General features: G+C 72.3%; 17 protein-coding genes and 2 pseudogenes. 8 read left to right on the top strand and 11 right to left on the bottom strand.

Annotation, left to right across the window (positions count from 1 at the left end):
- Positions 1-74 precede the first annotated feature (74 nt).
- The 5 genes and pseudogenes from ACEXOX_RS35035 (at position 75) to ACEXOX_RS35015 (ending at position 5,288) form a co-directional block, all read left to right on the top strand.
- Positions 75-701, top strand: coding sequence for a GNAT family N-acetyltransferase (locus ACEXOX_RS35035; protein WP_406524896.1), 627 nt, complete (start codon positions 75-77; stop codon positions 699-701).
- 130 nt (positions 702-831) lie between these two features.
- On the top strand, positions 832-1,197 hold the full coding sequence (locus ACEXOX_RS35030; RefSeq protein WP_406524895.1) for a helix-turn-helix domain-containing protein: 366 nt from the start codon (positions 832-834) through the stop codon (positions 1,195-1,197).
- 281 nt (positions 1,198-1,478) lie between these two features.
- A complete protein-coding gene (locus ACEXOX_RS35025; RefSeq protein ID WP_406524894.1) occupies positions 1,479-2,495 on the top strand; it encodes a sucrase ferredoxin in 1,017 nt (338 codons plus the stop codon).
- A 483-nt stretch (positions 2,496-2,978) separates the two neighbouring features.
- A pseudogene (locus tag ACEXOX_RS35020) lies at positions 2,979-4,588 on the top strand (ATP-binding protein); the annotation flags it as partial.
- A gap of 25 nt (positions 4,589-4,613) precedes the next feature.
- Positions 4,614-5,288 (top strand): response regulator, encoded by a 675-nt coding sequence (locus ACEXOX_RS35015; protein ID WP_406524893.1) that lies wholly within the window; start codon positions 4,614-4,616, stop codon positions 5,286-5,288.
- 35 nt (positions 5,289-5,323) lie between these two features.
- Here the strand turns inward: ACEXOX_RS35015 and ACEXOX_RS35010 are convergent, their stop codons facing one another.
- From ACEXOX_RS35010 to ACEXOX_RS34995, 4 genes are all read right to left on the bottom strand, one after another.
- Positions 5,324-6,001 (bottom strand): response regulator, encoded by a 678-nt coding sequence (locus ACEXOX_RS35010; RefSeq protein ID WP_406524892.1) that lies wholly within the window; start codon positions 5,999-6,001, stop codon positions 5,324-5,326.
- Positions 5,998-7,188: a sensor histidine kinase gene (locus tag ACEXOX_RS35005; RefSeq protein WP_406526564.1), complete on the bottom strand. Its 1,191-nt coding sequence runs from the start codon at positions 7,186-7,188 to the stop codon at positions 5,998-6,000. The genes ACEXOX_RS35010 and ACEXOX_RS35005 overlap by 4 nt, the downstream gene beginning before the upstream one ends.
- 73 nt (positions 7,189-7,261) lie before the next feature.
- Positions 7,262-7,750, bottom strand: coding sequence for a DUF1453 domain-containing protein (locus ACEXOX_RS35000; RefSeq protein ID WP_406524891.1), 489 nt, complete (start codon positions 7,748-7,750; stop codon positions 7,262-7,264).
- A 182-nt stretch (positions 7,751-7,932) separates the two neighbouring features.
- Complete coding sequence (locus ACEXOX_RS34995) at positions 7,933-10,053, bottom strand: type IIA DNA topoisomerase subunit B (protein WP_030021193.1); 2,121 nt, start codon at positions 10,051-10,053, stop codon at positions 7,933-7,935.
- Positions 10,054-10,499: 446 nt separating this feature from the next.
- Here ACEXOX_RS34995 and ACEXOX_RS34990 point away from each other — a divergent pair, with 446 nt between their 5' ends.
- Positions 10,500-10,730 carry a hypothetical protein gene (locus ACEXOX_RS34990; protein WP_033267354.1) on the top strand — a complete coding sequence of 77 codons (231 nt, stop codon included), beginning with the start codon at positions 10,500-10,502 and terminating at the stop codon, positions 10,728-10,730.
- Between the two features lie 229 nt (positions 10,731-10,959).
- On the opposite strand, the gene ACEXOX_RS34985 is transcribed toward ACEXOX_RS34990, so the two are convergent.
- From ACEXOX_RS34985 to ACEXOX_RS34955, 7 genes are all read right to left on the bottom strand, one after another.
- Positions 10,960-11,772, bottom strand: coding sequence for a S1 family peptidase (locus tag ACEXOX_RS34985; RefSeq protein WP_406524890.1), 813 nt, complete (start codon positions 11,770-11,772; stop codon positions 10,960-10,962).
- A gap of 151 nt (positions 11,773-11,923) precedes the next feature.
- Complete coding sequence (locus ACEXOX_RS34980) at positions 11,924-13,468, bottom strand: RNA polymerase sigma factor (RefSeq protein ID WP_406524889.1); 1,545 nt, start codon at positions 13,466-13,468, stop codon at positions 11,924-11,926.
- 600 nt (positions 13,469-14,068) lie between these two features.
- Positions 14,069-14,998: a FadR/GntR family transcriptional regulator gene (locus ACEXOX_RS34975; protein ID WP_406524888.1), complete on the bottom strand. Its 930-nt coding sequence runs from the start codon at positions 14,996-14,998 to the stop codon at positions 14,069-14,071.
- A gap of 192 nt (positions 14,999-15,190) precedes the next feature.
- A complete protein-coding gene (locus tag ACEXOX_RS34970; protein ID WP_406524887.1) occupies positions 15,191-17,545 on the bottom strand; it encodes an ATP-binding cassette domain-containing protein in 2,355 nt (784 codons plus the stop codon).
- Positions 17,546-17,925: 380 nt separating this feature from the next.
- A complete protein-coding gene (locus tag ACEXOX_RS34965; RefSeq protein WP_030020380.1) occupies positions 17,926-18,690 on the bottom strand; it encodes an NUDIX domain-containing protein in 765 nt (254 codons plus the stop codon).
- A gap of 48 nt (positions 18,691-18,738) precedes the next feature.
- Positions 18,739-20,721 carry a glycogen debranching N-terminal domain-containing protein gene (locus tag ACEXOX_RS34960; RefSeq protein WP_406524886.1) on the bottom strand — a complete coding sequence of 661 codons (1,983 nt, stop codon included), beginning with the start codon at positions 20,719-20,721 and terminating at the stop codon, positions 18,739-18,741.
- Between the two features lie 215 nt (positions 20,722-20,936).
- On the bottom strand, positions 20,937-22,625 hold the full coding sequence (locus ACEXOX_RS34955; RefSeq protein ID WP_406524885.1) for a DUF4192 domain-containing protein: 1,689 nt from the start codon (positions 22,623-22,625) through the stop codon (positions 20,937-20,939).
- A gap of 126 nt (positions 22,626-22,751) precedes the next feature.
- Between ACEXOX_RS34955 and ACEXOX_RS34950 the strand changes: the two genes are divergently transcribed.
- Together ACEXOX_RS34950 and ACEXOX_RS34945 are read left to right on the top strand one after the other, a co-directional pair.
- The gene (locus ACEXOX_RS34950; RefSeq protein ID WP_406524884.1) at positions 22,752-24,917 is read left to right on the top strand and encodes a RecQ family ATP-dependent DNA helicase; all 2,166 of its coding nucleotides are present in this window, start codon (positions 22,752-22,754) and stop codon (positions 24,915-24,917) included.
- A gap of 233 nt (positions 24,918-25,150) precedes the next feature.
- Positions 25,151-25,676 (top strand): annotated as a pseudogene (locus ACEXOX_RS34945) (hypothetical protein); the annotation flags it as partial.
- Positions 25,677-25,915: the final 239 nt, after the last annotated feature.

Here is a 25,915-nt window from a genome sequence, read left to right as displayed (position 1 = left end):
CGGCGACGTAATGTGTGATCCCTTCTGCTGTCTATTACCTGGCCGTTGTGCGGCCACACCCTCGGGAGGGCTTGATGGTTGCGGACATAGTCAGGACTTGGGTGGCGGGCTGGGCCGTGTCCCGGCGGACGCCCCCGCCTGTCGAGAAGCCCTGGGGGTTCTATGTCGAGGTGGGCAACGCCGACGAAGTGGGACGCCATGTCCTGCCCGAGGCCGAGGAGTTGTTGATCCGCAGCGCCGCGGCTTCGGTGTCCGTGCCGCGGACTTGGATGAAGGTGCCCGCGGAGCCGGAGGAGATCGAGTCCTGGCTGCCCCAGGGGTGGGCCTGGGAGGAGAGCGGCCATCTGATGGCCGTTGACCTGATGGCCACGGCCCCGGTCGCGCCCGAGGGGTACACCGTGACCGTGGAGACCATTGGAGCCGTCACCTACGCTCGGGTGCTGAATGCGGCGGGCGAGCAGGCGGCCCAGGGGCAGATGGCATCCCTCGGGGAAGCTGTGGTCGTGGACCGGGTGGTGACCGAGGAGGCCCATCGGCGGCGTGGGCTGGGCAACTTCGTGATGCGTACGCTTGCCGACCGCGCTCTGGAGGAGGGCGCGGTCCTCGGCGTTCTCGGCGCGACCGACGCCGGGCGCGCGCTGTACGAGACGTTGGGCTGGAAGAAGCATGCGACGCTGGCGGAGTGCGTCTACCGGCCCTGAAGCAGGAGCATTGGTCGTACACGGGGGCGGCCGCATCCCCAGAGCGCCAACGGCCCGGACAGTCGCCGCTCCGGCCTTCACGCAACTGCGGTCAGGGCCGTCTGCCCCCACCCGGTGCTCATGACACGGGATGCCGAGCCCAGCCATGACATCTGGGCTCCGCCCCCGCGGGCGGGACAGACTGTGGCGTGCCAGTGATCCACTTCGGCCGATCGGTTCGCCCGCCATGCCCGTCCGCACTGCTTGTCCGCACTGCCTGTCCGATAGCCCTGAGCGCCGCCGAACGCGCGCAGTTGAAGAAGACGGCTTACGGCCACGAGACCGAGCACCGACTGCGGGTGCGAATGCGGGCACCCAGGTGGTGCTCCACGCCGCTCGCGGACGCTCCAACGCGCGCATCGCCCAGGAGACGGGTCTGCGCCTGGACACCGCGCGCCGCCGGCGAGGCCGGTTCGTCCAGGAGGGCTTCCCCGGGCTCAAAGACCGCAGGCGCTGAGGCCGTCCCGCCTCGTCCACACCGCTGCAAGCCGTCGAGGTCAAGGCGCTGGCCTGCCGGTTGCCCGCCGAAACCGGGGTGGCGACGCACGTCCCGGGAACGCCCTCCCCAAGCGACAACCGCAAACGCCCCATCGGCGGGGCAACCCGATGCTCAATTCGGTTCGGCGCCCACCCCGTTCGGCTCCCTGTACGTCTCCAGATCCGCGCGTCTTCGGTTCCCGATGCATGCGGTTTCGGTTCGGGATTCCCGTCGCTCCGCGGCAGGTTAGGGTTACCTATGTGAGCACGTGTGCAACCGCTTCCCGCGATGCCGCCGAGCCTGTCGCGGGCACTTCGGCCACCGCCCGGACCTGGCTGCTCGTCGAGCAGACCGGGCCCTGGGGGACCGAAGCGCTGACCGAGAGCCACCTCGACCCTCACATCGGCCGGGCCCTGGAAGCGGCGGCGGACAACACTGGCGTACGTGTGGCCCTCATCCGCCGGCCGGGCCGGCACGCGGACTGTCACGGCGCCCCCGTCCGCAGGGCTTTCCTCGCCCACACCGCACCCAGCCGCTCCTGGATCCGGACCACCTCCGTCGCCGACCCGGAAACCCTGCTGCTCCTCGACTTCGCCCGGTTGGGTGCGGGCGAGCACGGTGGGCTCTGGGATCCGTATGCCGGTGAGCCGCTGGTCTTCGTCTGCACCAACGGCAAGCGGGACCGCTGCTGCGCCGTCCTCGGACGTCCGCTGGCTTCCGAACTCGCCGACAGCGGCGCCGAGGCGTGGGAGGTCACCCACATCGGCGGCCACCGCTTCTCCCCCACCCTCTTCGTCCTCCCGTACGGCTACGCCTACGGGAGGGCTTCCGCTCCGCTGGTCAAGGAGGCCGTGGCGTCGGCTCGGGACGGTCGGGTCCTGCTGGACCACTGCCGTGGCCGCTCGACCTGGGAGCGCCCGGCGCAGGCCGCCGACCTCGCCGTTCGCGAGCTGACCGGCGAGGACCGGGCAGACGCGGTCGACGTCGTGCACAGCGAATCCGTACCGTCTCCTGACCGCGACGGTGATCACGCGGACGAGGCGACGGAAGGGCTTCGCCGCAAGGACACCGTTGAGGCGGCCCCGATGCCCCCGGCGGCCGCCCGCCACACGGAGCCCGCCCTCACCTGGGTCGTCACCGTCGCGCACAGCGACGGCCGGTCCTGGCTGGTCACCGTCCAGCAGCGTGCCGACGGCACCCCGGCACCGGTCAGCTGTGGTTCTCCGCTCGGTACGCCCGCCCGGATGACCGTACTCTCCGTACGCCCGCTCAGCTGATCCAAGCGTTTGGCCGCACTCTCTGCGACCTCCGCGGCCCCCATGTGCTCCGTACTCTCCGCCTTCGTCGCATCTCCTGCTCCCTCCGCGGCACCTTCCAGCCGCACCCGCCGCCTTCGCTCCCATGACGCCCCCTTGATCCGAACCTGTGGAACCCTCGCCGACCGCCCGGTCCCTTCATCGATAGCGGTCGGTAACTCTCTGTGACTCTGCGAGGTTAACCACGCCGGGGAAGCTTGCGAAAGCCCTGTGGACAACTCCCTCGCCACTTGTCCACAGGCGCCTCGGCCGCCCCGCCCACGATCTCCGCGACTACCGAGCCACACCTCACCCCGCTTACTGTTCGTTCGTATGAGCGAAAAGGCCGAGAGCAGCGCGCAGCCGCGTACGAACCGGCCCGCCGACAGCGGGCTGCGTGCCGTGCTGTCGGCGCTGCGTCTCCGCGTGGGCTGGCCGCGCCGCGTCTTCGCGCAGGTGCTGCTGATGCAGCTGGCCATCGCCGCCGGCGTCACGGCGCTCGCCACCGGCCTCTTCCTCGCCCCGCTCAGCGCCCAGCTCGACGACCAGGCGATGCGCCGCGCCTTGGCCATCGCCCAGACCACCGCCGCCGAGTCGCGTCTCGACGACGCACTGGAAAGCTCCCGCCCCGGCCGCGGCGGCCCCGTCCAGAACGAGGCGGAACGGATCCGCCGTGCCACCGGAGCGGAGTACGTCGTGATCATGGATACGCGCGGAGTGCGCTGGTCGCACACCGATCCGGACGAGATCGGGCGGCACGTCTCCACCGACCCCCGTGGCGTCCTGGCGGGCCACGAGGTCATGCAGATCGACGAGGGCACTCTGGGCCGCTCCGCGCGCGGGAAGGTGCCACTGCGGGACGAAGAGGGGAAGATCGTCGGCGCCGTCTCGGTCGGCATCGCGTACGAGAGCGTGCAGCAGCGGCTGCTCGGCACCGTGCCCCAGCTGCTCGCCTACGCGGGCGGGGCGCTCGCCGTCGGGGCGCTGGCCGCCTATCTGGTCGCCCGACGTCTCCAGCGCCGTACGCATGACCTGGCCTTTTCCGACATCTCCGCGCTGCTCACCGAGCGCGAGGCGATGCTGCACGGCATCCGGGAGGGCTTTGTCGCGCTCGACGCGCACGGCCGTATCCGTCTGTTGAACGACGAGGCGCAGCGCCTGCTGGACCTGCGTACCGAGGACACCGGCCGCCCCTTGGCGGAGGCGCTGCCGCCCGGCCGTACCGCGGAAGTGCTCTCCGGCCGGGTCAGCGGCGCCGACCTGCTCACCGTCAGCGGGCAGCGCGTCCTGGTGGCCAACCGGATGCCGACCGACGACGGAGGGGCCGTGGTGACGTTGCGCGACCGTACCGAGCTGGAGCGGCTGGGCCGTGAGCTGGACGGCACCCGTGGGCTCATCGACGCGCTGCGCGCCCAGGACCACGAGCACGCCAACCGCCTCCACACCCTGCTGGGCCTGCTGGAACTGGGGCTGCACGAGGAGGCCGTGGAGTTCGTGACCCAGGCGGTGGGCGTGCACCGGGCGACGGCCGAGCAGGTCACCGAGCGGGTGCACGATCCGTTGCTGGCGTCCTTGCTGGTCGGCAAGGCGACGGTCGCCACCGAGCGCGGCGTCTCGTTGAGCATCGCGCCCGGCAGCCGCCTGCCGGACCGGGTGGTGGATCCGCACAGCCTGGTCACCGTCCTGGGCAACCTGGTCGACAACGCGCTGGACGCCACGGCCGGCAGCCCCCAGGCGCGCGTGGAGGTCGAGATGCGCGCCGAGGGCCGCACCGCGGTCGTCCGGGTCCGTGACAACGGTCCCGGAGTGCCGGAGGCTCGGCGCGCGGAGATCTTCACCGAGGGCTGGACGACCAAGGAACCCCTGCTCACGGGCAGCGCGGGATCGGCCTCGCGCTCGTACGCCGCCTGGCCGAACGGTACGGGGGCACCGCCGAGGTGACCGAGAGCCCCGAAGGGGGCGCGGAGTTCACCGTCACGCTCCCTGATGCGCTGTCCGACGCGCTCTCGGAGGAGGTCCTGGACGGTGGCGCCGACGCGGGCGCACGCGCCCCGGGGGACGTAGGCGCGACGGCCGTGGTGACGGCTCAAGAGGCGCGCGATGATCGACGTACTGGTCGTGGACGACGACATACGGGTCGCCGAGATCAATGCCGCGTATGTCGCGAAGATCCCGGGTTTCCGCGTCAGCCGCCTCGCCCATTCCGCCGCCGAGGCCCTGGACGCCCTGGAGACCGCCTCCGTCGATCTCGTCCTGCTGGACCACTACCTGCCCGACGAGACCGGCCTCCAGCTCGTCGCGCGACTGCGGCAGCGCGGCCCGCAGACCGACGTGATCATGGTGACCGCGGCGCGTGACATCGCGACCGTCCAGGCGGCGATGCGTCACGGGGCGCTGCAGTACCTGGTCAAGCCGTTCACGTTCGCCGGGCTCCGTTCCAAGCTGGAGGGTTACGCGGCCCTGCATCGCACCTTCGAGGGCGGTGGCCAGGCCGAACAGTCCGAAGTCGACCGGCTCTTCGGGGCGCTGGGTGCCGTCAACGCAGGCCCCGCGGAGCTGCCCAAGGGGCATTCGACGGCCACCGCCGACCGGGTGCGGTCCGTTCTGCGCTCGGCGGACGCGCCGCTGTCCGCCCAGGAGGTCGCCCGGCAGGCGGGCTTGAGCCGGCAGACCGCGCAGCGCTACCTCAAACTTCTCGAACGGGCCGGACGGGTCCGCCTCAGTCTCCGGTACGGGGAGACCGGCCGCCCCGAACACCGTTACGTCTGGGTCTGACGGCCGGGCGCCGTTCTCGCGGGCTCTTCACCCCATCAGGTGATGGACGAGCCGGGCGGTTGTGCGAGACCGTGCCGGTAGGCGTAGTGGATCGCCTGGGCCCGGTCCCGCAGCCCGGCCTTGGCGAAGAGATTGTTGATGTGGGTCTTCACGGTCGCGTTCGAAACGTGCAGCGACCGGGCGATCTCCGGGTTGGACAGTCCCTCGGCGACCAGCCTCAGCACCTCCACCTCGCGCGCGGTCAGCCCGTCCGGGGGCTCGGCCGGCGCTGTGGGGGCGGCCGTCCGTACGGGCTCCGCGAACCGCTCCAGCAGCCGCCGCTGCACCTTCGGCGACAGCCCGGCCGCGCCCGACAGCACGTCCTCGACGGCCCGGACGATCTCGTCGCCGTCCGCGTCCTTCGTCAGGTAGCCCCGAGCACCGGCCTCCAGCGCGGGGAAGAGGTGGTCGTCGTCCGCGTAGGTCGTCAGGACGACGACCTCGGTGCCCGGGTGTTCCGTCCGGATCCTCCGGGTGGCCTCGACACCGTCGCAGCGGGGCATCCGGAGGTCCATCAGGACGACGTCCGGAGCCAGTTCGGCGGTGAGCCGTACCGCCTCCTCACCGTCCCCGGCCGAGCCCACGACCTCGATGCCCGGCAGCAGCCCCAGCAGCATCACGATGCCCTCACGCACCACCGTCTGATCGTCGGCGACCACGACGCGCGCCGTCATACCGGCACCCTCAACCGCACCACGAAACCCTCCTCGGCGGGACCGGAATCCAGCGTTCCACCGAGGAGTTCGGCGCGCTCCCGCATCCCCAGCAGACCGTACCCGGAACCGGACGAGCCGAGATCGTCGAGGATCCCCGGCCCGGCTCCGCGGGGCCTCCTGCGCGCGCCGGAATCGCGTACCTCCAGCTCCACTTCGGCTTCCGCATAGGCGAGCCGTACGGTCACCCGCGCACCCGGCGCGTGCTTCCGTACGTTCGTGAGCGCCTCCTGGGCCACCCTGCGCAGCGCGAGGCCGACTTCGGGCGACAGCTCGTGCCGCTCCCCCGTCACCTCCAGGCGGGCGTTCTCAGCGACTGTCAGATGACGCAGGAAGTCCTCCACCGGCGCCATCTCGCCGCGCAGCGCCGACAGTGCCTGACGCGTGCCGTCCAGCCCCTCTCTGGCCATGCCGCGCGCCGCCACGACCCGCTCCAGGATCTGCTGCCGGCCCGCCTCCAGGTCACCGCTGCGCTGGATCAGCTGCCGCGCAGCCTCCAAGTGCACAAGTTGCGCGCTCAGACTGTGCGCGAGCACGTCGTGGACTTCACGGGCGATGCGGCCGCGCTCGGCCAGCGCGGCCGTCTCGGCCTCGGCCTTACGGGCGGCCCGCTCCTGGGCCAGCAGCCGCTGCGCGTTGCCCCGTGCCTCGGAGTCCAGCCGTGCGACATATCCGGCCAGCCCGAGCCCGATGACGGTCGCCGTGATCGACAGCCAGCTGTCCGGGCTGCGCGTGGCGTACGCGGTCAGGGACACCACCATGCACGGCACGGCCGCTGCCAGCGGAAGCCGCGCCATCGAGAGGACGGCGCACGCGCCCCACACCACGGCGGCGGGCACTCTCGCGCCTTCCGTGTGGAACCAGAACGCGCCTGCCTCCAGAAGGGCCAGCAGGCCGAGCGCCGGCCACAGCCGGTGCTCAAGCGTCGTACGGAAGAACCCCCACAGGAGCAGGCCGCAGAGTGCGACCGCGGCCGGCCCCAGCACCGCTCCCGTGTCCCGGAACGCCTGATCCGCCAGCGCGCTCCACAGTAGACCGGCCATGATCACGGTGCGGATGGCCCTGCCGATCCACACCCGTGTCCTGCTCGAAGCATCGCGGGAGAGCGCTTCCCGCGAGGGCCAGCTCGTCCAGAAACTCAGCGGCACAAACGATCCTTCCGGCACGGTGCTCCCGGGGCCGGGCCGCCGGCCCGTACGGCCGGGACGCGGGACCGTGGTCTCAGCCACCGGCAGCAACACGGTACGTCGGCCGGAGCTGCTGGGCGCGCCAGGTCAGGGTGCCCGTACGGGCGAGCAGCGTGGCCGCCACGCTCAGCATCGTGGCCTGGGTGCCCAGGTGGACCCCCACCAGCACCGCGATCCCGTACAGGCCGAAACGCAGTCCCACTCCGAGGAGCCAGGCCACGGCGGTGACCGCGCGCCCGGCGGACCAGACCTGCCCGTCCGCGTCCGTCCAGATCCGCAGGGTCCAGGCCCAGGCGGCACCGGTGAGCAGGCCGAGGAGCACGCCGACGGCCAGCAGGGCGACCGATCCGTCGGGGTGCGCGTGGTCGATCAGGCCGGGTTCGCGGACCGCCAGGAAAGCGAGGACGGCGGGCAGCAGCCACCAGCGCCTGCCCTCCGACGTCAGCCGCTGCGGCTTGAACTGCCGTACGACGACGAACGCGATGACCGCGACGATGACGAGAACGTTGAGCAAGTCACTCATGGCCTGGGCCTCCGTGGCAGGGGAACAACAACCGTCCCGACGCTACGGAGCGGGCCCCGCCGGCCGGATCGGCGTGCGGGTGGGCTCCGGGTGGAAAACGCGGCGGGCGCCTGTCCACCCGTGGGTGGACAGACGCCCGTACCGGCGCGCGCAGACGCTTCACGCGCCCCCGCGGCGGCCCGTCACGTGTCGATGCGCGAGAGGTCCAGCGTGGAGGCGGAGCTGGTGATGAACTCCCGGCGCGGGGCGACCTCATTGCCCATGAGCAGGTCGAAGGCCTTCTCGGCGGCCTCCAGGTCGCTGATGTTGATCCGGCGCAGGGTGCGGTGGCGGGGGTCCATGGTGGTCTCCGCGAGCTGGTCGGCGTCCATCTCGCCCAGACCCTTGTAGCGCTGGATGCTGTCCTTGTAACGGATGTTCTTGCGCTGCAGTTCCAGCAGGGTCTGGCGCAGCTCGTTGTCCGAGTACGTGTAGATGTACTTGTCCTGGCCCTTCTTGGGCTGGGTCAGCTCGACCCGGTGCAGCGGCGGCACGGCCGAGAAGACCCGCCCCTGCTCGACCATCGGACGCATGTAGCGCTGGAAGAGCGTCAGTAGCAGGCACCGGATGTGCGCGCCGTCGACATCGGCGTCCGCGAGGAAGATGACCTTGCCGTAACGGGCCGCGTCGATGTCGAAGGTGCGGCCGGAACCCGCTCCTATGACCTGGATGATCGCGCCGCACTCGGCGTTCTTGAGCATGTCCGAGACCGACGACTTCTGGACATTGAGGATCTTGCCGCGGATCGGCAGCAGCGCCTGGAACTCGGAGTTGCGCGCCAGCTTGGCGGTGCCCAGCGCCGAGTCGCCCTCGACGATGAACAGCTCGCTGCGCTCGACGTCGTCGCTGCGGCAGTCGGCCAGCTTGGCGGGCAGCGAGGAGGACTCCAGAGCCGTCTTACGGCGCTGGGCCTCCTTGTGCTGCCGGGCCGCGATGCGGGTGCGGGCCGCCGCGACGATCTTGTCGAGGACGGCTCGGGCCTGCTGCTTGGCGTCCCGCTTCGTGGAGGTCAGGAACGCCTTGAGCTCCTTGGCGACGACCTGCGCGACGATCCGGGAGGCGGCCGAGGTGCCCAGCACCTCCTTGGTCTGCCCCTCGAACTGCGGCTCCGCGAGCCGTACGGTGACGACCGCGGTGAGCCCCTCCATGGCGTCGTCCTTGACGACGTCGTCCTCGGCGACGCGCAGGAGCTTGGCCGACCGCAGCACCTCGTTGACGGTCTTGGCTACGGACCGCTCGAATCCGGACACGTGCGTGCCGCCCTTGGGGGTGGCGATGATGTTGACGAAGGACCGGACGGTGGCGTCGTAGCCGGTGCCCCAGCGCAGCGCGATGTCGACGCCCAGCTCCCGGGTCACCTCGGTGGGGGTCATGTGGCCACGGTCGTCCAGGACCGGCACGGTCTCCTTGAAGGTGCCCTGCCCGGTCAGCCGCAACACGTCACAGACGGCCTTGTCCTGCGCCAGGTACTCGCAGAACTCGCTGATACCGCCGTCGTACCGGAAGGTTTCCTCCGTCGGGCCCTCGCTCTCGACGCCGCGCTCGTCCCGTACGACGAGGGTCAGGCCGGGCACCAGGAAGGCCGTCTGGCGCGCCCGCGCGTGCAGCGTCTCCAGGGAGAGCTTGGCGTCCTTGAGGAAGATCTGCCGGTCGGCCCAGTACCGCACCCGCGTGCCGGTCCGGGTCTTGGGGATGCGCTTGCCCTTGAGCAGTCCGTTGGCCGGATCGAAGGGTGCGTCGGGGCCGGACTCGGTGAAGATGCCGGGCACGCCGCGGCGGAAGCTGATCGAGTGGGTCTTGCTGTTGCGGTCCACCTCGATGTCCAGCCGGGCGGAGAGCGCGTTGACCACCGAGGCACCGACGCCGTGCAGACCGCCGGAGGCCGCGTACGAGCCGCCGCCGAACTTGCCGCCGGCGTGCAGCTTGGTCATCACGACCTCGACGCCGCTCAGGCCGGTCTTGGGCTCCACGTCGACCGGGATGCCGCGGCCGTTGTCCCGGACCTCCACCGAGCCGTCGTCGTGGAGGACGACGTCGATACGATCGCAGTAGCCGCCCAGCGCCTCGTCGACGGAGTTGTCGATGATCTCCCAGAGGCAGTGCATCAGGCCGCGGCTGTCCGTCGAGCCGATGTACATGCCAGGACGCTTGCGGACGGCCTCCAGTCCCTCCAGGACGAGCAGATGCCGCGCGGTGTAGTTGGACCCGTCCCGGTCAGCCCCGGTCAGCACGGCGGTGGACGGCACGGACATCTCGGCGGTCACGCGGTTCGCTCCTCGCTGAATTACTGGTGGCCCGCATTCCGCGGACCCGGTCGTGGCGGTGTCGCCGGTGAGAGCGTACCGAGGCCCGGTAGAGCCGATGTGACGCCACCCGTGACGGTGTCCATGGTAGTAGACTTTCGTTCAGGTGTTCGATCCCTCGTTGGAGTGAGAGCGCAGTGCCGCGCACATCACGTTCCCTTCGAGGCATGAACCATTTAGGCTCCGGGCACGTCCTCCTGAACAACCGGCAAGCCAGCCGGGAGGACAAAAGCCCAGCAACCAACGTGAATCAGACCACCACGCAATACGGCTCATTCGCCGCCACCCGGCAACACCCGGCCCCCTTGGAAAAAAATTTTCAGGGAATAGGCACGAGCGGGAACGTTTTCGGCCTGGTTGGATGTTGACCCTGGTACGACAGCTCGTCGAGCTAGAGAAGAGGCGACGTGACTACTGTTCTGACCCCCGCGAGCCCGCTGACGGCCGCTGACCGCTGCGACCGCTGCGGCGCCCAGGCATACCTGCGCGTCGTTCTGATGTCCGGCGGCGAACTGCTCTTCTGCGCCCACCACGGCCGCAAGTTCGAGCCAGAACTCAAGAAGATCGCCGCGGAAATACAGGACGAGACGGAGCGGCTGACCGCCCCTCCCGCGTCTGCTTCCGATGAGGAGCGCTGACACATCGCATCCGACGACGAGCGAGTAGCGGCCTAGGGCCGTGCGGCGGGCGGTCCCCCGGCACCACCGGGGGGCCGCCCGCACTCGTCCGCTCCCACACTTCCGCCACCGTCGACCGGCGCCTCTGGCACCGCCGTGACGGTTGCACCCTCACGCGCCCCTCGCGGCGCCCTCAGGCCCTGCCGTCCCACGCTCCGCCCCTCGGGTCGGAGCGCCCGCTCCGCGGCCCTCAGCCGGCCCCGTGTGCGGTCACATGCTTGATCATCGCCGAGATGCGCGTGTAGACGCCCGGCTTGCCCACCTTGCCGCAGCCCGTCCCCCAGGACACCAGCCCCACCAGACGCCCGCGGGCGACCAGCGGCCCGCCACTGTCGCCCTGACAGGCGTCCCGGCCGCCGTTCGGTACTCCCGCGCACAGCATGGAACCGGACAGATACCTACCGTCCGCATTGCCCGGATACGCCCTGCTGCATGCCGCGTTCGAAAACATCTGGACCTGCGCCGAGCGGAGCGTGGACGCGTACGAGCCGTTGCCGGTGGTGTCGCCCCAGCCGTACACGTTCGCCTTCGTACCCGCCTTGTACGCGGCGTCACCGGCCTTGGCCATCGGGAGCGCCCGGCCCTTCGGCATCTGCTTGCCGAGCGTGAGGACCGCGATGTCGCCGGCATTGCTGTAGCTGTCGTACGACGGATTCACCCAGACCCGCCGCGGCACCAGTTCCTGCCCGCCCCTGCCCCGCATGTCCTCGCGCCCCACGATGATCCGCAGGTCCTTGACCTGCTGCCACTCCACACCCAGCACCGCGCGGCTCAGGCAGTGCGCCGCCGTGACCACCGTCGCGCGGCCGACCAGCACACCGCCGCAGAACTGCCCCGAGCGGTCGGAGCCGAACCGCGAGCGGGAAGCGACGGCGACCATCCACGGGTTGTCGGAGACCTTCACCTGCCGGCCCCCCACCACCGCCGCGTCCGCCTGCGCGGTGACCGGTACGGCGAGAATCAGGACGAGGGCCCCGAGGGCGGCCCGGAGGTAGGCACGCATACACGCTCCTGACTGTGCGGAAGTGTTCGCACACCCAGGGTGAGACAGTTGGGCGCATCACGCACCCGGACACACCGCGGGCCCGGCCCCCACCGAGGGGGACCGGGCCCGCAATGCACTCGTACGGCCGTCCGGAACGGCCGCTTCCGGATCAGTCCAGGTAGTCGCGGAGAACCTGCGAGCGCGACGGGTGACGCAGCTTCGACATCGTCTTGGACTCGATCTGACGGATCCGCTCACGCGTGACGCCGTAGACCTTGCCGATCTCGTCCAGCGTCTTCGGCTGGCCGTCGGTGAGGCCGAAGCGCATGGAGACCACGCCCGCCTCACGCTCACTGAGCGTGTCCAGGACCGAGTGCAGCTGCTCCTGCAGCAGCGTGAAGCTGACCGCGTCGGCCGGCACGACCGCCTCGGAGTCCTCGATCAGGTCACCGAACTCGCTGTCGCCGTCCTCGCCCAGCGGGGTGTGCAGCGAGATCGGCTCACGGCCGTACTTCTGGACCTCGATGACCTTCTCGGGGGTCATGTCCAGTTCCTTGGCCAGCTCCTCCGGGGTGGGCTCGCGGCCCAGGTCCTGGAGCATCTGGCGCTGCACACGGGCCAGCTTGTTGATGACCTCGACCATGTGGACGGGGATACGGATCGTCCGGGCCTGGTCGGCCATCGCGCGGGTGATCGCCTGGCGGATCCACCACGTCGCGTACGTGGAGAACTTGTAGCCCTTCGTGTAGTCGAACTTCTCGACCGCACGGATCAGACCCAGGTTGCCCTCCTGGATCAGGTCCAGGAAGAGCATGCCGCGGCCGGTGTAGCGCTTGGCCAGCGAGACCACCAGACGGAGGTTGGCCTCCAGCAGGTGGTTCTTGGCGCGGCGGCCGTCCTCGGCGATGATCTCCAGCTCGCGCTTGAGCTTCGGCGCCAGCTTGTCGGAGTTGGCCAGCTTGTCCTCGGCGAACAGGCCCGCCTCGATGCGCTTGGCGAGCTCGACCTCCTGCTCGGCGTTGAGCAGCGGGACCTTGCCGATCTGCTTGAGGTAGTCCTTGACCGGGTCGGCGGTGGCGCCGGCCGCGGCGACCTGCTGCGCGGGGGCGTCGTCCTCGTCGTCGTCGGACAGGACGAACCCGGCGTTCTCGGCGCCCTCGGGCACCTCGGCCGCGGCCTCGCCGCCCTTGCCGGCGGGCGCCGCCTCCTCGATCGGCTCGTCTTCGAGGAGCTCGTCGACGTCCTTCTTGGCGGCGGTCTTCTTGGCGGCGGTCTTCTTCGCGACCGTCTTCTTGGCGGCGGCCTTCTTGGCCACCGCCTTCTTCTCGGGCCCGCCCTCGGCCCCGCCGTACGACACGTCACCCATCGGGGCGGCCGCGGTGGTGGCCTTCTTCGCCGTGGCCGTCTTGGCCGCGACGGTCTTGGTGGCGGTGCGCTTCGCCGGACTCTTCGCTGCGACGCTCTTGCGGGTGCGCTTGGGCGCCTCTGCGGCACTGACCATCAGCGTCACACCCTCCTCGTCGAGGATCTGGTTGAGGCTGCGCAGAACGTTCTTCCACTGGGTTGGCGGAATCTGGTCAGCCTCGAAGGCCCGACGCACGTCATCGCCGGCGATCTGCCCATCAGCCTTTCCCCGCTCGATGAGCGCCATCACTGACTCGGACTCGGCGATCTCCGGCGGGAGCGTACGGGATGTGCTGGCCGACACGAACAACCTCTCGGAACGATGGAAACGGCTTCCGACCCCGTCCACGGTGGATCGGAGCCGACGACCGTCGGCGGGGATGGACCGACGGCGCAGGGGAAGCCGGGGAGTTGAACAGCGCCGAAAACGCCGCTCGCATTCCCTCCTCGGCTATCACCTCTTAAGTCATCGCGCCTCCCCGGCGAGCGTTACGCCCAATCTGCGTGGCCCGAGTCACACCGCATAACGAGACATTCCCCCTCTACGGTGCGCAATCCTCCCAAGCAAACGCCGGGCCCGGATCACGCTCCCGGGCCCGGCGGCCTGACGTACATCGATCCGCGCTCGCCGCTCGCTCGCGGCGGCGCACCGTCGCGGGCTCCGTGCCCACGTCCGTGCGCTCCGCCGGCGGCCGCACGCCCTGTGCGCCCCCCTGCACTGTGCGCGCCTGGCGTCTGCGCCTCGCGCCCCGGGTGGCCCGCACATTCTCAGCCGGTCCGTGCCGTACGGACGGGCCTCCGTCCCGTATGGACGCGCCTCCCGTTCCCGTACGGGTACGCGCTCTCGGCCGGGCCTTCCCGGCCGGTACGGGCCTCCGGGTGGACGGGGATCTTCGGCGGCGCCGGCTCCTCAGTGCTCGCGGGGCGGCGGCACGGTGTGATCCCCGGCACCGCCGGCCTGGCCGCCGGCCTCGCCGTGGGCGGTCAGCAGGGCGCGCATCGCGGACTCGGCGCCCGCCGCGTCGCCGGCGCCGATCGCGTCGACGATCCGCATGTGCTGGCCCACGGTCTTCTCGGCGGGCCGCTCGCAGCCGCCGGACGGGCCGCCCGAGACGTGCAGGGCGGAGGAGACGATGCCGGAGAGGTGCTCCAGCATCCGGTTGCCGGCGAGCTGGAGCAGCAGGGTGTGGAACTCGGCGTCGGCGCGGCCGAAGGTCAGCGCGTCGCCCTGGGCGGCGGCGTGGCCCATGATCTCGACCATGTCGGCGAGACGCTGCTGGATGTCGTCGCGGCCGTGGCCGGCGGCGAGCCGGGCGGCGAGGGGTTCGATGGTCCAGCGCAGCTCGGACAGTTCACGACGCTGGTCGTCACGCTGCGGGCCGTACGCCCGCCACTCGATGATGTCGGGGTCGAGCAGATTCCAGTCGCTGACCGGACGCACCCGGGTGCCCACGTTCGGGCGGGCGCTGACCAGGCCCTTGGCCTCCAGGACGCGCAGCGACTCACGGACCACGGTGCGGGAGACCTCGAAGCGCTGGCCGATCTCCTCGGGGACGAGCGGACGGTCCGCCCCGAGATCGCCGGAGACGATCATCTGGCCGAGCTGCTGGACGAGTTGGCCGTGCAGCCCGCGTCCGCGGTTGCCCGCCGCACGGCGGCCGGCCCGGGCCATGTCCGCCTCGGGCCCGTCCCAGACGGGCGGCACGCGGTCGGCCCGCTCGGCGCCCGGAGCGTGGGCGACACCGCCGGCGCCGGGCGCGCCCGCGGCGGCGTAGGAGTAGCGGTCAAGCTCGCCCGGACCGGCGAGGCCGGTGTCGGCGGGGCGAGCCGCGGTCATCATGGTGTGCGCAAGGGTACTCACGCATCATTTGTCGGCGACGCCCCCGGACCCCTTGAGGTCTTTGGTGAAAAGCACACGAAAGGGTGATCGCCCATCATTCCCCAATTGACGCTTTATCGGAAAGAAAGGTGCTCCCCACGGGAGGGCTCGGCCATCGCCGCGCCGACGGGGCACGAAAGCGGCCCATGAGGGTCAGCGGGCCCTCCTCCGCAGGGCGGTCAGGGCATAGGCGAGGACCAGCGTGGTGAGCGACAACGCCATTGCGCCGCCCACCGGTTGGGCCGCCAGCCGCAGCGCCGCCTCGACAGCCTGATCGAACCCGGACGGCCACTGCACCAGAGCCGCCGAGCGCAACCGCGCGGGGAATCCCACCAGGGTTCGGGCTGCCGGAGCGGCCAACGCGTGCTGCACGAGCGGGAGAACGGTCACCGGCACGGCCAGGACCACGGCCAACCCCGTCGCGGTGGACCGGAAGACACCGGCCGCCAGCACACCCACCCACGCGCAACCGGCCAGGAGAGCCGCCCAACTGACGGCCAGCACCTTCAGGTCGCCCCCGGGCGGCAGGCCCGCGGAACCGAACAGGCCGTGTACCGCCACACCGTCGAGCAGCAGCGTACCGATCGCGAGCAGCACCGCCGCGCCGCCGCTGACCAGCAGCTTGGCCACGAGCAGACCGAGGCGGCGGGGTACCGTGCCCTGTTCGGGAGCGAGCGCCGGGTAGCGGAACTCCTGACCGAAGGAGAGCGCCCCGATCAGCCCGGCCGCGAGCGCCACCGGAGGGAACGGAAGTTGACGCGGCCAACCGGTGAGCACATGCACCCGGGAATTGTCCCCGGCACGGGCCAGCACCAGCGCGAAGACCAATGCCACCGCCAGCGCCAGCACGATCACGACCGGACCGGCGGGGTCGGTCGTGGCGCGGCGGAGTTCGTAACGCAGCGGCCATTCCGGGCCACGGCCGGACAGCCGCAGGCTGACGAGCTTCCTGGCCGCGTCTTCCGGTGATGCCGGGGCGGGACCGGAAGAGCCTGGGCGGAGGGAGGTGCGGAGGGGTTTGAGGGGCCTGTGGGGTTTGAAGGTGGAGGTGGGGCGGGGTGCTGGTGAGGCGGGGAGGGGCGAGGCGCTCGGATGAGGCAGGGCGGACGGGGCGGACACCAGGTCCGGGCCCGCCGGGACGGACACGGCGGGAGCGAGTCGCGGGTCGGCCGGGGTGGGGGCGGGCGACGGGAGTACGTACGCGGAGGACGTCGCGTCGTCCGGGCCGGGCGGAGGGGTGGGGGCGGAGGCCGAGGCGGGGGCAGGGGCAGGGGGAGCTACAGCGGCAGCGACGGTTGATGTGGCCGATGCCGCGTGCATCTCGGGGCGCCCGGGAGCTGCGGGGTCGGCGGGAGCCCTGAAAGCCGCGGTAGCCTCCGCAGACCCAGCGGCCTCGTGCGCCTCGGGGACGTCGAGAGCTGTGCCCTCCGGGGCCGCAGCAGCGGGAGGGGCAGGGGCAGGGGCGGCCTGAGACTGTGCGGCAGGATGCTGCGCGGCCGAGTCTTGCGCTACCGGGTTCCGCGCGACCGCATCCTCTGCGACGGGATGCGCGGCCGCCGGTACGGCGCGGTTCCGGGCGCGGCCGTCGGCACGATCCAGCGGGGCGACGGGGCCGATGTCCCCCACCTCGTCGGCGAGCCGGTGCACGAGGATGCCGTGCCGGAACGCCGTGTCACCCACGACGGCGCAACTGCTTCCGTAGACGGCGATACGACTCCCGCTCTCCCGTACGACTTCGACCGCGCGACGCGCCTGCGGGTCCGTCCCCGGGCGGGCGCGCTGCGCCTCGTCGACGAGCAGTGCCGCGAGCCGGTCGGCGTGCGGGGAGCGGACGACGACGCGCGGGCGCAGCCGGGTCCGGGCGAAGTCGGTGGCAGTCTGGTCCGCGACCAGCCTGCCGTCCTCGATGGTGACCACCCGGTGGCCGAGCCGGGCGGCCGCCCGTGCGTCGCTGGAGGTGACCAGTACGGCACCGCCCTGCGCCGCATAGCCCTGCAGCAGGCCGTGCAGCCACGCCGCCTCACGCGGGGACACGTCCCGGGAGGGCTCGTCGAGGAGGAGGGTGTGCGGGTCACCGAGGAGAGCGGCGGCCAGGCCGAGCCTGCGGTCCATGCCCCGCGAGAAGGCTCCGAGTTTCTCGTCGGCCAGGCCGCTGAGGCCGACGACATCCAGGACGTCGTCGGCCCGGGAAGCCGGGACCCCAGCGGCGGCGCTGAGCATCCGCAGGTGCCCTCGCGCCGTACGGCCGGGGTGACCGGGGACATCGCCGAAGACCACGCCGATCTCGCGAGCCGGGTTGGGCACACGGTGCAGCGGACGGCCGCGGAAGAGCGCGACGCCGCGGCCGCTCTCCAGCTGGAGCATCAGCCGCAGTGCGGTGGTCTTCCCGGCCCCCTCGTCGCCGAGCAGGACGGTGATCCGGCTGGCGGGGGCCTCGAAGCTGAGGTCGTCGACGGCGGGGCGCCGCCCCTCGCGGGAGCCGCCGGTCAGCCCGATGGCCTGGATCATCGCGCCCCCACGGGGTGCGGGACCTCACGGAAGCGGTGGGGAGGAGGAGGTGGGGACTCACCCGGTCACGGTAACCCCGCCTGTCCGTTTTGTCGGTAATGCACCCCAGTTGACGTCCACGCGTGTCACGCTCCGCCGACCAGACCGCCGCACGACAGGGCCGCCCGCTCTCCCCACCGCCGAACAGCCGTCCCCCGCCCCACTGCTACAGCGCCCCACCCGCTGCGGACCCTGCGCGACCACGCCCTCGCGGACACAGGCCCCACACCGGCGCGCCCCGGCACGGGTGCAGCCCGGCACGGGCACGGCCCGGCACGGGTGCAGCCCGGCACCGGTACGGCCCGGCACCGGTACGGCCCGGCACCGGTACGGCCCGCCGCTCAGACCTCCGGACGCAGCATCGGCGGATTGAGCAGAGTCGCACCGCCGGCTCTGAACAGCTGGGCGGGACGGCCTCCCTGACGAGTCGTCGTCCCACCGGTGGGCACGAGAAAGCCCGGTGTGCCGGTGACCTTGCGGTGGAAGTTCCGGGGGTCCAGGACTACGCCCCACACCGCCTCGTACACCCTGCGCAGCTCCCCGACGGTGAACTCCTGGGGGCAGAACGCGGTGGCGAGCGAGGAGTACTCGATCTTCGAGCGGGCCCGTTCCACCCCGTCCGCGAGGATCCGGGCATGATCGAAAGCCAGCGGCGCGGACTGCTCGCCCTCGCGGCCCAGGCCACCGTCCCGGTCGAGCAGCGTGTCCACCGGGGCCCAGCGCGCACTGTGGGCGTCACCGCCCGCCGTCGGAGCCGGCAGGTCGGGTGCGAGCACCAGGTGGGCGACGCTGACCACCCGCATACGGGGGTCGCGCTTGGGGTCGCCGTACGTGGCGAGCTGTTCCAGATGCGCGCCGTAGGGCGGCGGCGGGCCCGCCGGGCAGTGGGCGTGCAGCCCGGTCTCCTCGGCCAGCTCCCGGGCCGCGGCGGCCTCCAGGTCCTCGTCGCTCCGCACGAACCCGCCCGGCAGGGCCCAGCGCCCCTGGAACGGCGGCTCGCCACGCCGCACGGCCAGCGCGCACAGCGCGTGCCTGCGTACGGTGAGCACGACCAGGTCGACGGTAACGGCGAACGGGGGGAAGGCCGACGGGTCGTAGGGAGGCATGGCGCGATCATAGTCGTCCGCCTGACGATAATCAGGCCCTGCCGCATCTCACGCCCCCAGTTGCAAGCCATTCGCGGCCTCCTCGACCAGACCGAGGCCGAGTCTGCTGATCCGTACGGCGAACGGCTGCCCGGCGACGCTGAGCCCGGTGAACTGCATGGCTCCGAGCGGCGCGCTGCCGACCGGGCGGACCGCCACGGTCCCCGCCGGGACGTCGGGGCGCACCCCGGCCAGAGCGGTCAAGGCGTGCACCGCGCCCGCCGCGGCCACGGCGGCCGGCCGACAGGCCGCGGGGTGCGGCACGGGGGCGCCGTCACGGGTGCGCTGCTCGCCCGCGTACATCTCCGGCAGCCGGTAGGCGAAGCTCTGTGCCGCGTCGAGGAGCCCGCGGACCAGGGAGGCGGCCTCCTTCTCATGGCCCGTGGCGGCCAGGCCCGCGACGGCCACCGCCGTCTCGTGGACCCGGACGGCGCCGCTGCGGTGACCGAAGGGGTTGTAGCCGCTCTCCTCGGCCCCGAGTCCCCGCAGGCCCCAGCCGGAGTCCATGGCCGGGCTTCCCAGGAGACGGGCGAGGCGCTCCGTGCGTGCCGCGTCGAGCAGGCCGACGGCGGTGCGCCCGCCGCCGAGGAGTCCGGTGTCCAGGAGGTGGACGGCCGCGGAACCGAAGTGCGGCAGCAGCCGGCCGCCCGGCGTGCGCAGTACGGCCGGGCTGCCACCACTGCGGCTCTCCACCCAGAACTCCTCACGGAACCGGGTCCGCAGGCCGGCCGCCCACTCCCGCAGCGCGGGCGCTCCCGGTCTGCCGCAGCCGTCGAGGAGGTCGGCGCCGAGCAGCGCGGCGCGGTGCGCGTGTGCCTGGGTCGCGCAGCGGTACGGCCCTCCGGGCGCCGGATCGGGGACGTAGCCGCTGCCTCCGCTCAGGGCTCCGTCGCCGGGTACGTTCCCGTCGCTCACCGCCGTACGCAGCCATCTCAGGCAGCCCTCCGCCGCCGGGAGCAGCTGCTCCGTCTCGCGGTCGGGCAGGCCCCAGCGGCGGGCTTCGGCGAGGACGGCAGGGAAGAGCAGCGTCGCCTCGACGCCCGTACAGCTGGGTGGGGCGTACGGTCCCGCGTCCCGCAGCGCGCCCGGAATTCGGCCGGAATCCGCCCCTGTTCCGGTCAGTTGGACGTGCGCGAGGGTGCGCAGGGTGTTGGCCGCGAGCCGGGTGCCCAGGGGGAGCAACATGCGCGCCGCCCAGAGGGCCTCGGCCGGCGAGAGGCCGCAGCGCCAGGGGACCCCGCCCGCGATGTACGTGTCCGTCGGGGCGCCCGGACCACGCATCAACAGGCCGTGGAGATCGTCGAGCCCGGCCGCCAGCAGCGCGTCGGCCCGGGGGTCGTCGCACTGGAGCCGGGCCGCCGACCACGGGCGAGGCGGTTGCTCGCTGCCGCGTGTGGCCGGGAGCGGCGGGCCCGGCCGGCCGGCGAAGGCTCCCGACGTCGCGTGCTCCAGCCGGACCCGCACCTCGATGGTGTGGTGGCCGCCGGGTGGCAGGTCCAGCTCCCAGCACAGCAGTCCGGCCGAGGCCATGACGTCCGTGGGGGCCGGGGTCGCGGCGATCACGGCCTGGGCCCCGGCGGCGGACCAGCGCAACCCCGACCCGTGCACGCTGGCGGGCAGTTCGGGCCCGGCGACACCGACGGCGATCGCGCCGAGATCGGCGAGATCCGTGCCCAGCCGCAGCTCCACCGGCAGCCGCACCCGGCGCGGCGCGCTGCTGTGGAACGTGATGCGTTCGACCCCGTCGGCGGACCGCAGCCGTTCCACGCGCATCTCGGGGTCCGGGCCGCGGTCGACGGCCGTACGGACCGTCCCGACGAACCGCGCGCGGTCCGACGCGATCAGCCTGCCCTGCACGATGACGGGTTCGGCGCCGCCCGCGCTCAGCTGGCAGCGGGACAGGACGCGCCGCCCGGCACGGTAGAAGCCGTCCGTCCCCCGGCCGGTGAGCTGGCCCTGTTCGGAGGAGATGGCGAGCGCCGGCAGAGCCACGCAGATCAAGGTCCGGTGGACAGACTGCGGTTCCGGTGGCCGGGGCACCCCGGAACGGTGATCTCCGGGTGCCCGGCGGGCCGGCTGAGTGGTGGGGACCATGCCTGACACTCTCTGCGCTCCCTGCTGGGGTCTGGGCTCCAAACGGACTGCGCCACAGAGGTGAACGCCGGGGCCGGCGCCCAGGTCACGCCGGCGCTCCCGCACCGGCGGGCTCACGGCCGGCTCCGGTCACCGTTGCGGACGGAGCGGCGCCCACCCCGGCCGGTGCTCGTACGGGCGGCGGGGCGAGTGCTGCCGCGCGGGCCGCCAGGGCGGTCGGAACCGCCGCAACGTCCACTGCCACCGGGGCGCCCCGCCCTGCCGGGGCCGTCCGGCACGGCGGGCCGCTCCGCGCCGTCACCGCGGCCGGTCCCGCCCGGCCGGGCCGCTTCCGGGGCGAGGTCGGGCGCAGCCGCGGGGCCGTCCACGAGCACCGGTACGGAGTCACGCCCGGACGCCAGTACGACACCGCTCGCCGACGCGCCATCAGCTCGTTCGTCCCGCTCATCCCGCTCTTCCCGCAGGCAGCGGCGCAGTGTCTCCGGGTCCAGCCCTTGATTGATGCCGCGGTGCAGCAGCTGCGCGAAGAGGTACTCGGGATCCAGCGTGAGCGCACGTCCCAGTGCGACGCGGGCGGACGGCTGGTCCCCCGTCGCCCAGGCGACCCAGCCCGCCAGGGACAGCGGTGCCACGGCATACTCGGCGTAGCCGCCGACGCAGCGGCGGGAGAGCGCCTGCCACAGGCGCAGCGAGGGCTCGGCGTCGGGCCCCTCCATCCACTCGGCCGCACGGTCGCGGGCGACGCGGTCCTGGAGCCCGAGGATGACACGGGCGGCTTCGGTGTCCGTCAGGAGTGCGTCGTCGCAGGCATCCCTGGCTCGGCGGCTGCCCGTGGGCGGATCCTCGCGGAACCGGCGGACCAGGTCGCTCGCCCGCGCCAGGGTCTCCTCCCGTACGGGCGCCGCCGCGCCCTCTTCGATCATGCGCGGGACGAGCGCCTGGGCTTCGGCGTCCAGTGCGCTGGTCTGCCCCGCCGCGCGGGGCCCCGTCCAGGCGGCCAGTCGGGACTCCAACTCGCGCAGTGACCCGCGCACTTGGATGCCCGCATAGGCAGCGGCGGCGGCCATCACCGACGTACCCGGCGGGGTCAGGGGCGTACCTACGGCGGGACAGCAGCGGAAGTCGGGGCAGCAGTAGGACCAGAAACGGCCGTCGGAGATGCACAGCGCGTCGAGCACCGGGACGTCCAGCGCCCCGCAGGCGACGCGCAGCAGCTGCGCGAGCGGGCGGAGACGCTCCTTCACGTCCCAGCCGCTCTCTCCCCGCGCCGGTTCCTGACAGAGGTAGACGATGATTCCTTCGGGACGGGAGCGGCGCTCCTCGCCGAGCGACACGAGCGAGCCCGCGAGCTGCTCGGACACGTACCCCCACTGGGACCGGTCGGTCGGGATGCCGAGGCGGGCCCGGCTGCCGAACCGCCCCCGCTCGCCGTGCAGGCCGACGAGGACGATGCTGTCGTCCGGGAAGAAGCCTAGGAGGTACGGCAGCGCGTCGGCCAGCTCGGCCGGTCCGCGCAGGGTGACCCTGGCCTCCGCGGTCTCGTCGTCCTCGGTGCCCTTGGCCGTGCCGGCGGTCGTGGCAGCGGTCAGGGCCGGGTGGGAGGACGAGGCCGGCCGGGACGAGGCGGCCGAGGTGGGCGGGCGTGTCGGTACGGACGGGCGGGGCCGGCCGGAACGGCCGGGCCGCTCGGGCTTCGCAAGCTGACCGGGCCGATCGTGCTGACCGGGCTGCTCGGACTGACCGGGCCCCTCAAACTGCTCGGGCTGCTCGGACTGGCTGGATGATTCGCTGTGCTGGTTCATGGCTCGAAGATCCCGCGATCCGCCGCCCCGCCGCGACCCCTGTGGATAACTCGCGGGTGACGGAAGTTGTCCACAGCCTTGGGCGGCGGTTCGCGCGTTGTCAGTGGCATCGGGTTGCATGGAGTCATGAGCAACGAAGACCTGCGTGCCTCGGCCGATGCCGTCCTCTCCCGCCTCGTCGGGGACCCCGGCGGTACGGCCCGGCTGCGCGAGGACCAGTGGCGGGCGATCGAGGCGCTGGTCGCCGAGCACCGCCGCGCGCTCGTGGTGCAGCGGACGGGCTGGGGCAAGTCGGCGGTCTACTTCGTCGCGACCGCGCTGCTGCGCGAGCGCGGCAGCGGCCCGACGGTGATCGTCTCGCCGCTGCTCGCGCTGATGCGCAACCAGGTCGAGGCGGCGGCCCGGGCCGGGATCCGCGCGCGCACGATCAACTCGTCCAACACCGAGGACTGGGACACGATCCAGGCCGAGGTGGCGGCGGGCGAGGTCGATGTCCTGCTCGTGTCGCCGGAGCGTCTGAACAACCCCGACTTCCGTGACCAGGTGCTTCCCAAGCTGGCCGCCGCCACCGGCCTGCTGGTGGTCGACGAGGCGCACTGCATCTCCGACTGGGGCCATGATTTCCGGCCCGACTACCGGCGGCTGCGCACGATGCTCGCCGACCTCCCGCCCGGTGTGCCCGTGCTCGCCACCACGGCGACGGCCAACGCACGGGTCACCGCCGACGTGGCCGAGCAGCTGGGCACGGGCGAGGGGGCCGCCGAGGCGCTCGTCCTGCGGGGGCCGCTGGACCGGGAGAGCCTGAGCCTGGGCGTGCTTCCGATGCCGGACGCCGCGCACCGGCTGGCCTGGCTGGCCGATCACCTGCACGAGCTGCCGGGCTCGGGGATCATCTACACGCTCACGGTCGCCGCGGCCGAGGAGGTCACCGCCTTCCTGCGGCAGTGCGGCCACACGGTCGCCTCGTACACGGGCAAGACCGAGAACGCGGACCGCCAGCAGGCCGAGGACGACCTGCTCGGCAACCGCGTCAAGGCCCTGGTCGCCACCTCCGCGCTGGGCATGGGCTTCGACAAGCCCGACCTCGGCTTCGTGGTGCACCTCGGTTCGCCGTCCTCCCCCATCGCCTACTACCAGCAGGTCGGGCGTGCCGGGCGCGGTGTCGAGCACGCCGAGGTGCTGCTGCTGCCCGGCCGCGAGGACGAGGCGATCTGGAAGTATTTCGCCTCGCTGGCGTTCCCTCCCGAGGAGCAGGTGCGCCGGACACTGGACGTCCTGGCGGGGTCGGACCGCCCGCTGTCGCTGCCGGCCCTGGAGCCGCTGGTGGAACTGCGCCGCTCGCGCCTGGAGACCATGCTGAAGGTGCTCGACGTGGACGGGGCGGTCCACCGGGTCAAGGGCGGCTGGACCGCGACCGGCCGCCCGTGGACGTACGACGCCGAGCGGTACGCCTGGGTGGCGCGGCAGCGTGAAACCGAGCAGCAGGCCATGCGGGACTACGCCACGACCACCGGCTGCCGGATGGAGTTCCTGCGGCGGCAGCTGGACGACGAGGCCGCGGTGCCGTGCGGCCGCTGCGACAACTGCGCGGGAGCACGTTTCACCGCGGAGGTGTCCGCCGCCTCGCTGGACGCGGCACGCGGCGAGCTGGGGCGTCCGGGCGTGGAGGTCGAGCCGCGGCGGATGTGGCCGACCGGGCTGCCTGCCGTCGGTGTCGATCTCAAGGGACGTATTCCGGCAGGTGAGCAGGGTGCCACCGGGCGTGCGCTGGGCCGGCTCTCCGACATCGGGTGGGGCAACCGGCTGCGTCCGATGCTCACGGCGCAGGCTCCCGACGGGCCGATTCCGGACGATGTCGCGTCCGCGGTGGTGACGGTGCTCGCCGACTGGGCGAAGGGCCCCGGAGGCTGGGCCTCGGGTGCCCCGGACGCCCCGGCGCGTCCGGTGGGGGTCGTGACGCTCGACTCCCGTACCAGGCCGCAGCTGGTCCGTTCCCTGGGAGAGCGCATCGCCGCCGTCGGACGGATGCCGTTCCTGGGGACGGTGGCGTACGGGGAGCACGGACCGGACACCCGGATTCCGCGCAGCAACAGCGCGCAGCGGCTGCGCGCGCTGCACGGTTCGTTGAGTGTCCCGCCGGAGTTGGCGCAGGCCCTGGCGTCGGCGGGCGGTCCGGTGTTGTTGGTGGACGACTACGCGGACACCGGCTGGACCTTGGCCGTGGCCGCCCGGCTGCTGCGTCAGGCGGGAGCCGCCGGAGTGTTTCCGCTGGTCCTTGCCGTACAGGGGTGAGGTGAAGGGGGTGATCGGGCGTCAGAGGCCCGTGCGGCGGGCATGAAAGGAGCAGACGCGGCGCCCGATTCCGTCCCTGGGCGCGACGAGTTCATTGCCGCATGTCTGTACGAACGTAAGAATTGGACCTGCTTCCCCGTACCCGCCGTCCGCGGCCCGGTACGGCGGTCCGGAGCCGTGCCCGCACGGCCCGCCGCCGCCCGGTGTGCGGACGCGCAGACGAAGGGAGGACCGTGACCTTCGGCTTCGCCCAGCCCCCGGATGTTTCCCTGCCCACGTCCGCCGATTCCGCCGCCCGGCTGAGCCGCATGCTGGAGCCGTCCGAGTGGGCGTCGGCCGGTATCCCCCTGCTGCGCAATCCGCGTGAGGTCGTCACCGGACTGCACGACCGGCATCTGCCGGTCCTCTCGACGGCCGTCGTGGCGGTGCTCGGGCCCGAGGAACGTGTCGTCGCCAGCGCGTCGTTCGTTCAGCGCGCCACGGCCCCGGACGGCTGGGAGTTCCGCAACGCGCTCCTGACCCAGCTGCGCCGGGTGGTCCCGCACGACCTGCGCTTACGGGCACCGGTCCGGACGGCCGTCTTGCTCTACTGCCGGGAGGGCGACCCGCGTTGGACGGAGGCGGACGGTGCCTGGATGTGGGGACTGCGCGATGCGTGCACTTTGCACGGTCTTCGCTGCGGCGCGTACATCACACTGACCCGCGGTGGCTGGCAAGTACTGGGCGAAGGGCGCGGCGGCCGGCGGCCGCGCTCCGTCACTCACCCCGCCCACCTTCGCGGTACGGGGCAACAGCAGTACCCCGTACCCGAATCGCACGGTCCGGCCGAGCGGCGAACGGCATCGGGACAGGTCCCGCCGGATGATTCGGAGCACGCCGGGAGCGCCGCGCTGCCGGAAGCGCCCTGGCGCACCGGCGGAACACGGCGGACCGGACCACCATCGCCCGGTTCGCCGTCGCCCGGTTCACCGGAACTAGGCGCTCCGGTGGAGCGGTCC

It is taken from the genome of Streptomyces sp. Ac-502 (assembly GCF_045222935.1).
Lineage (GTDB): Bacteria > Actinomycetota > Actinomycetes > Streptomycetales > Streptomycetaceae > Streptomyces > Streptomyces monomycini.
The sequence above is the reverse complement of the archived record's forward strand: the minus strand, read 5'-3'. Positions and strand labels throughout refer to the sequence as shown.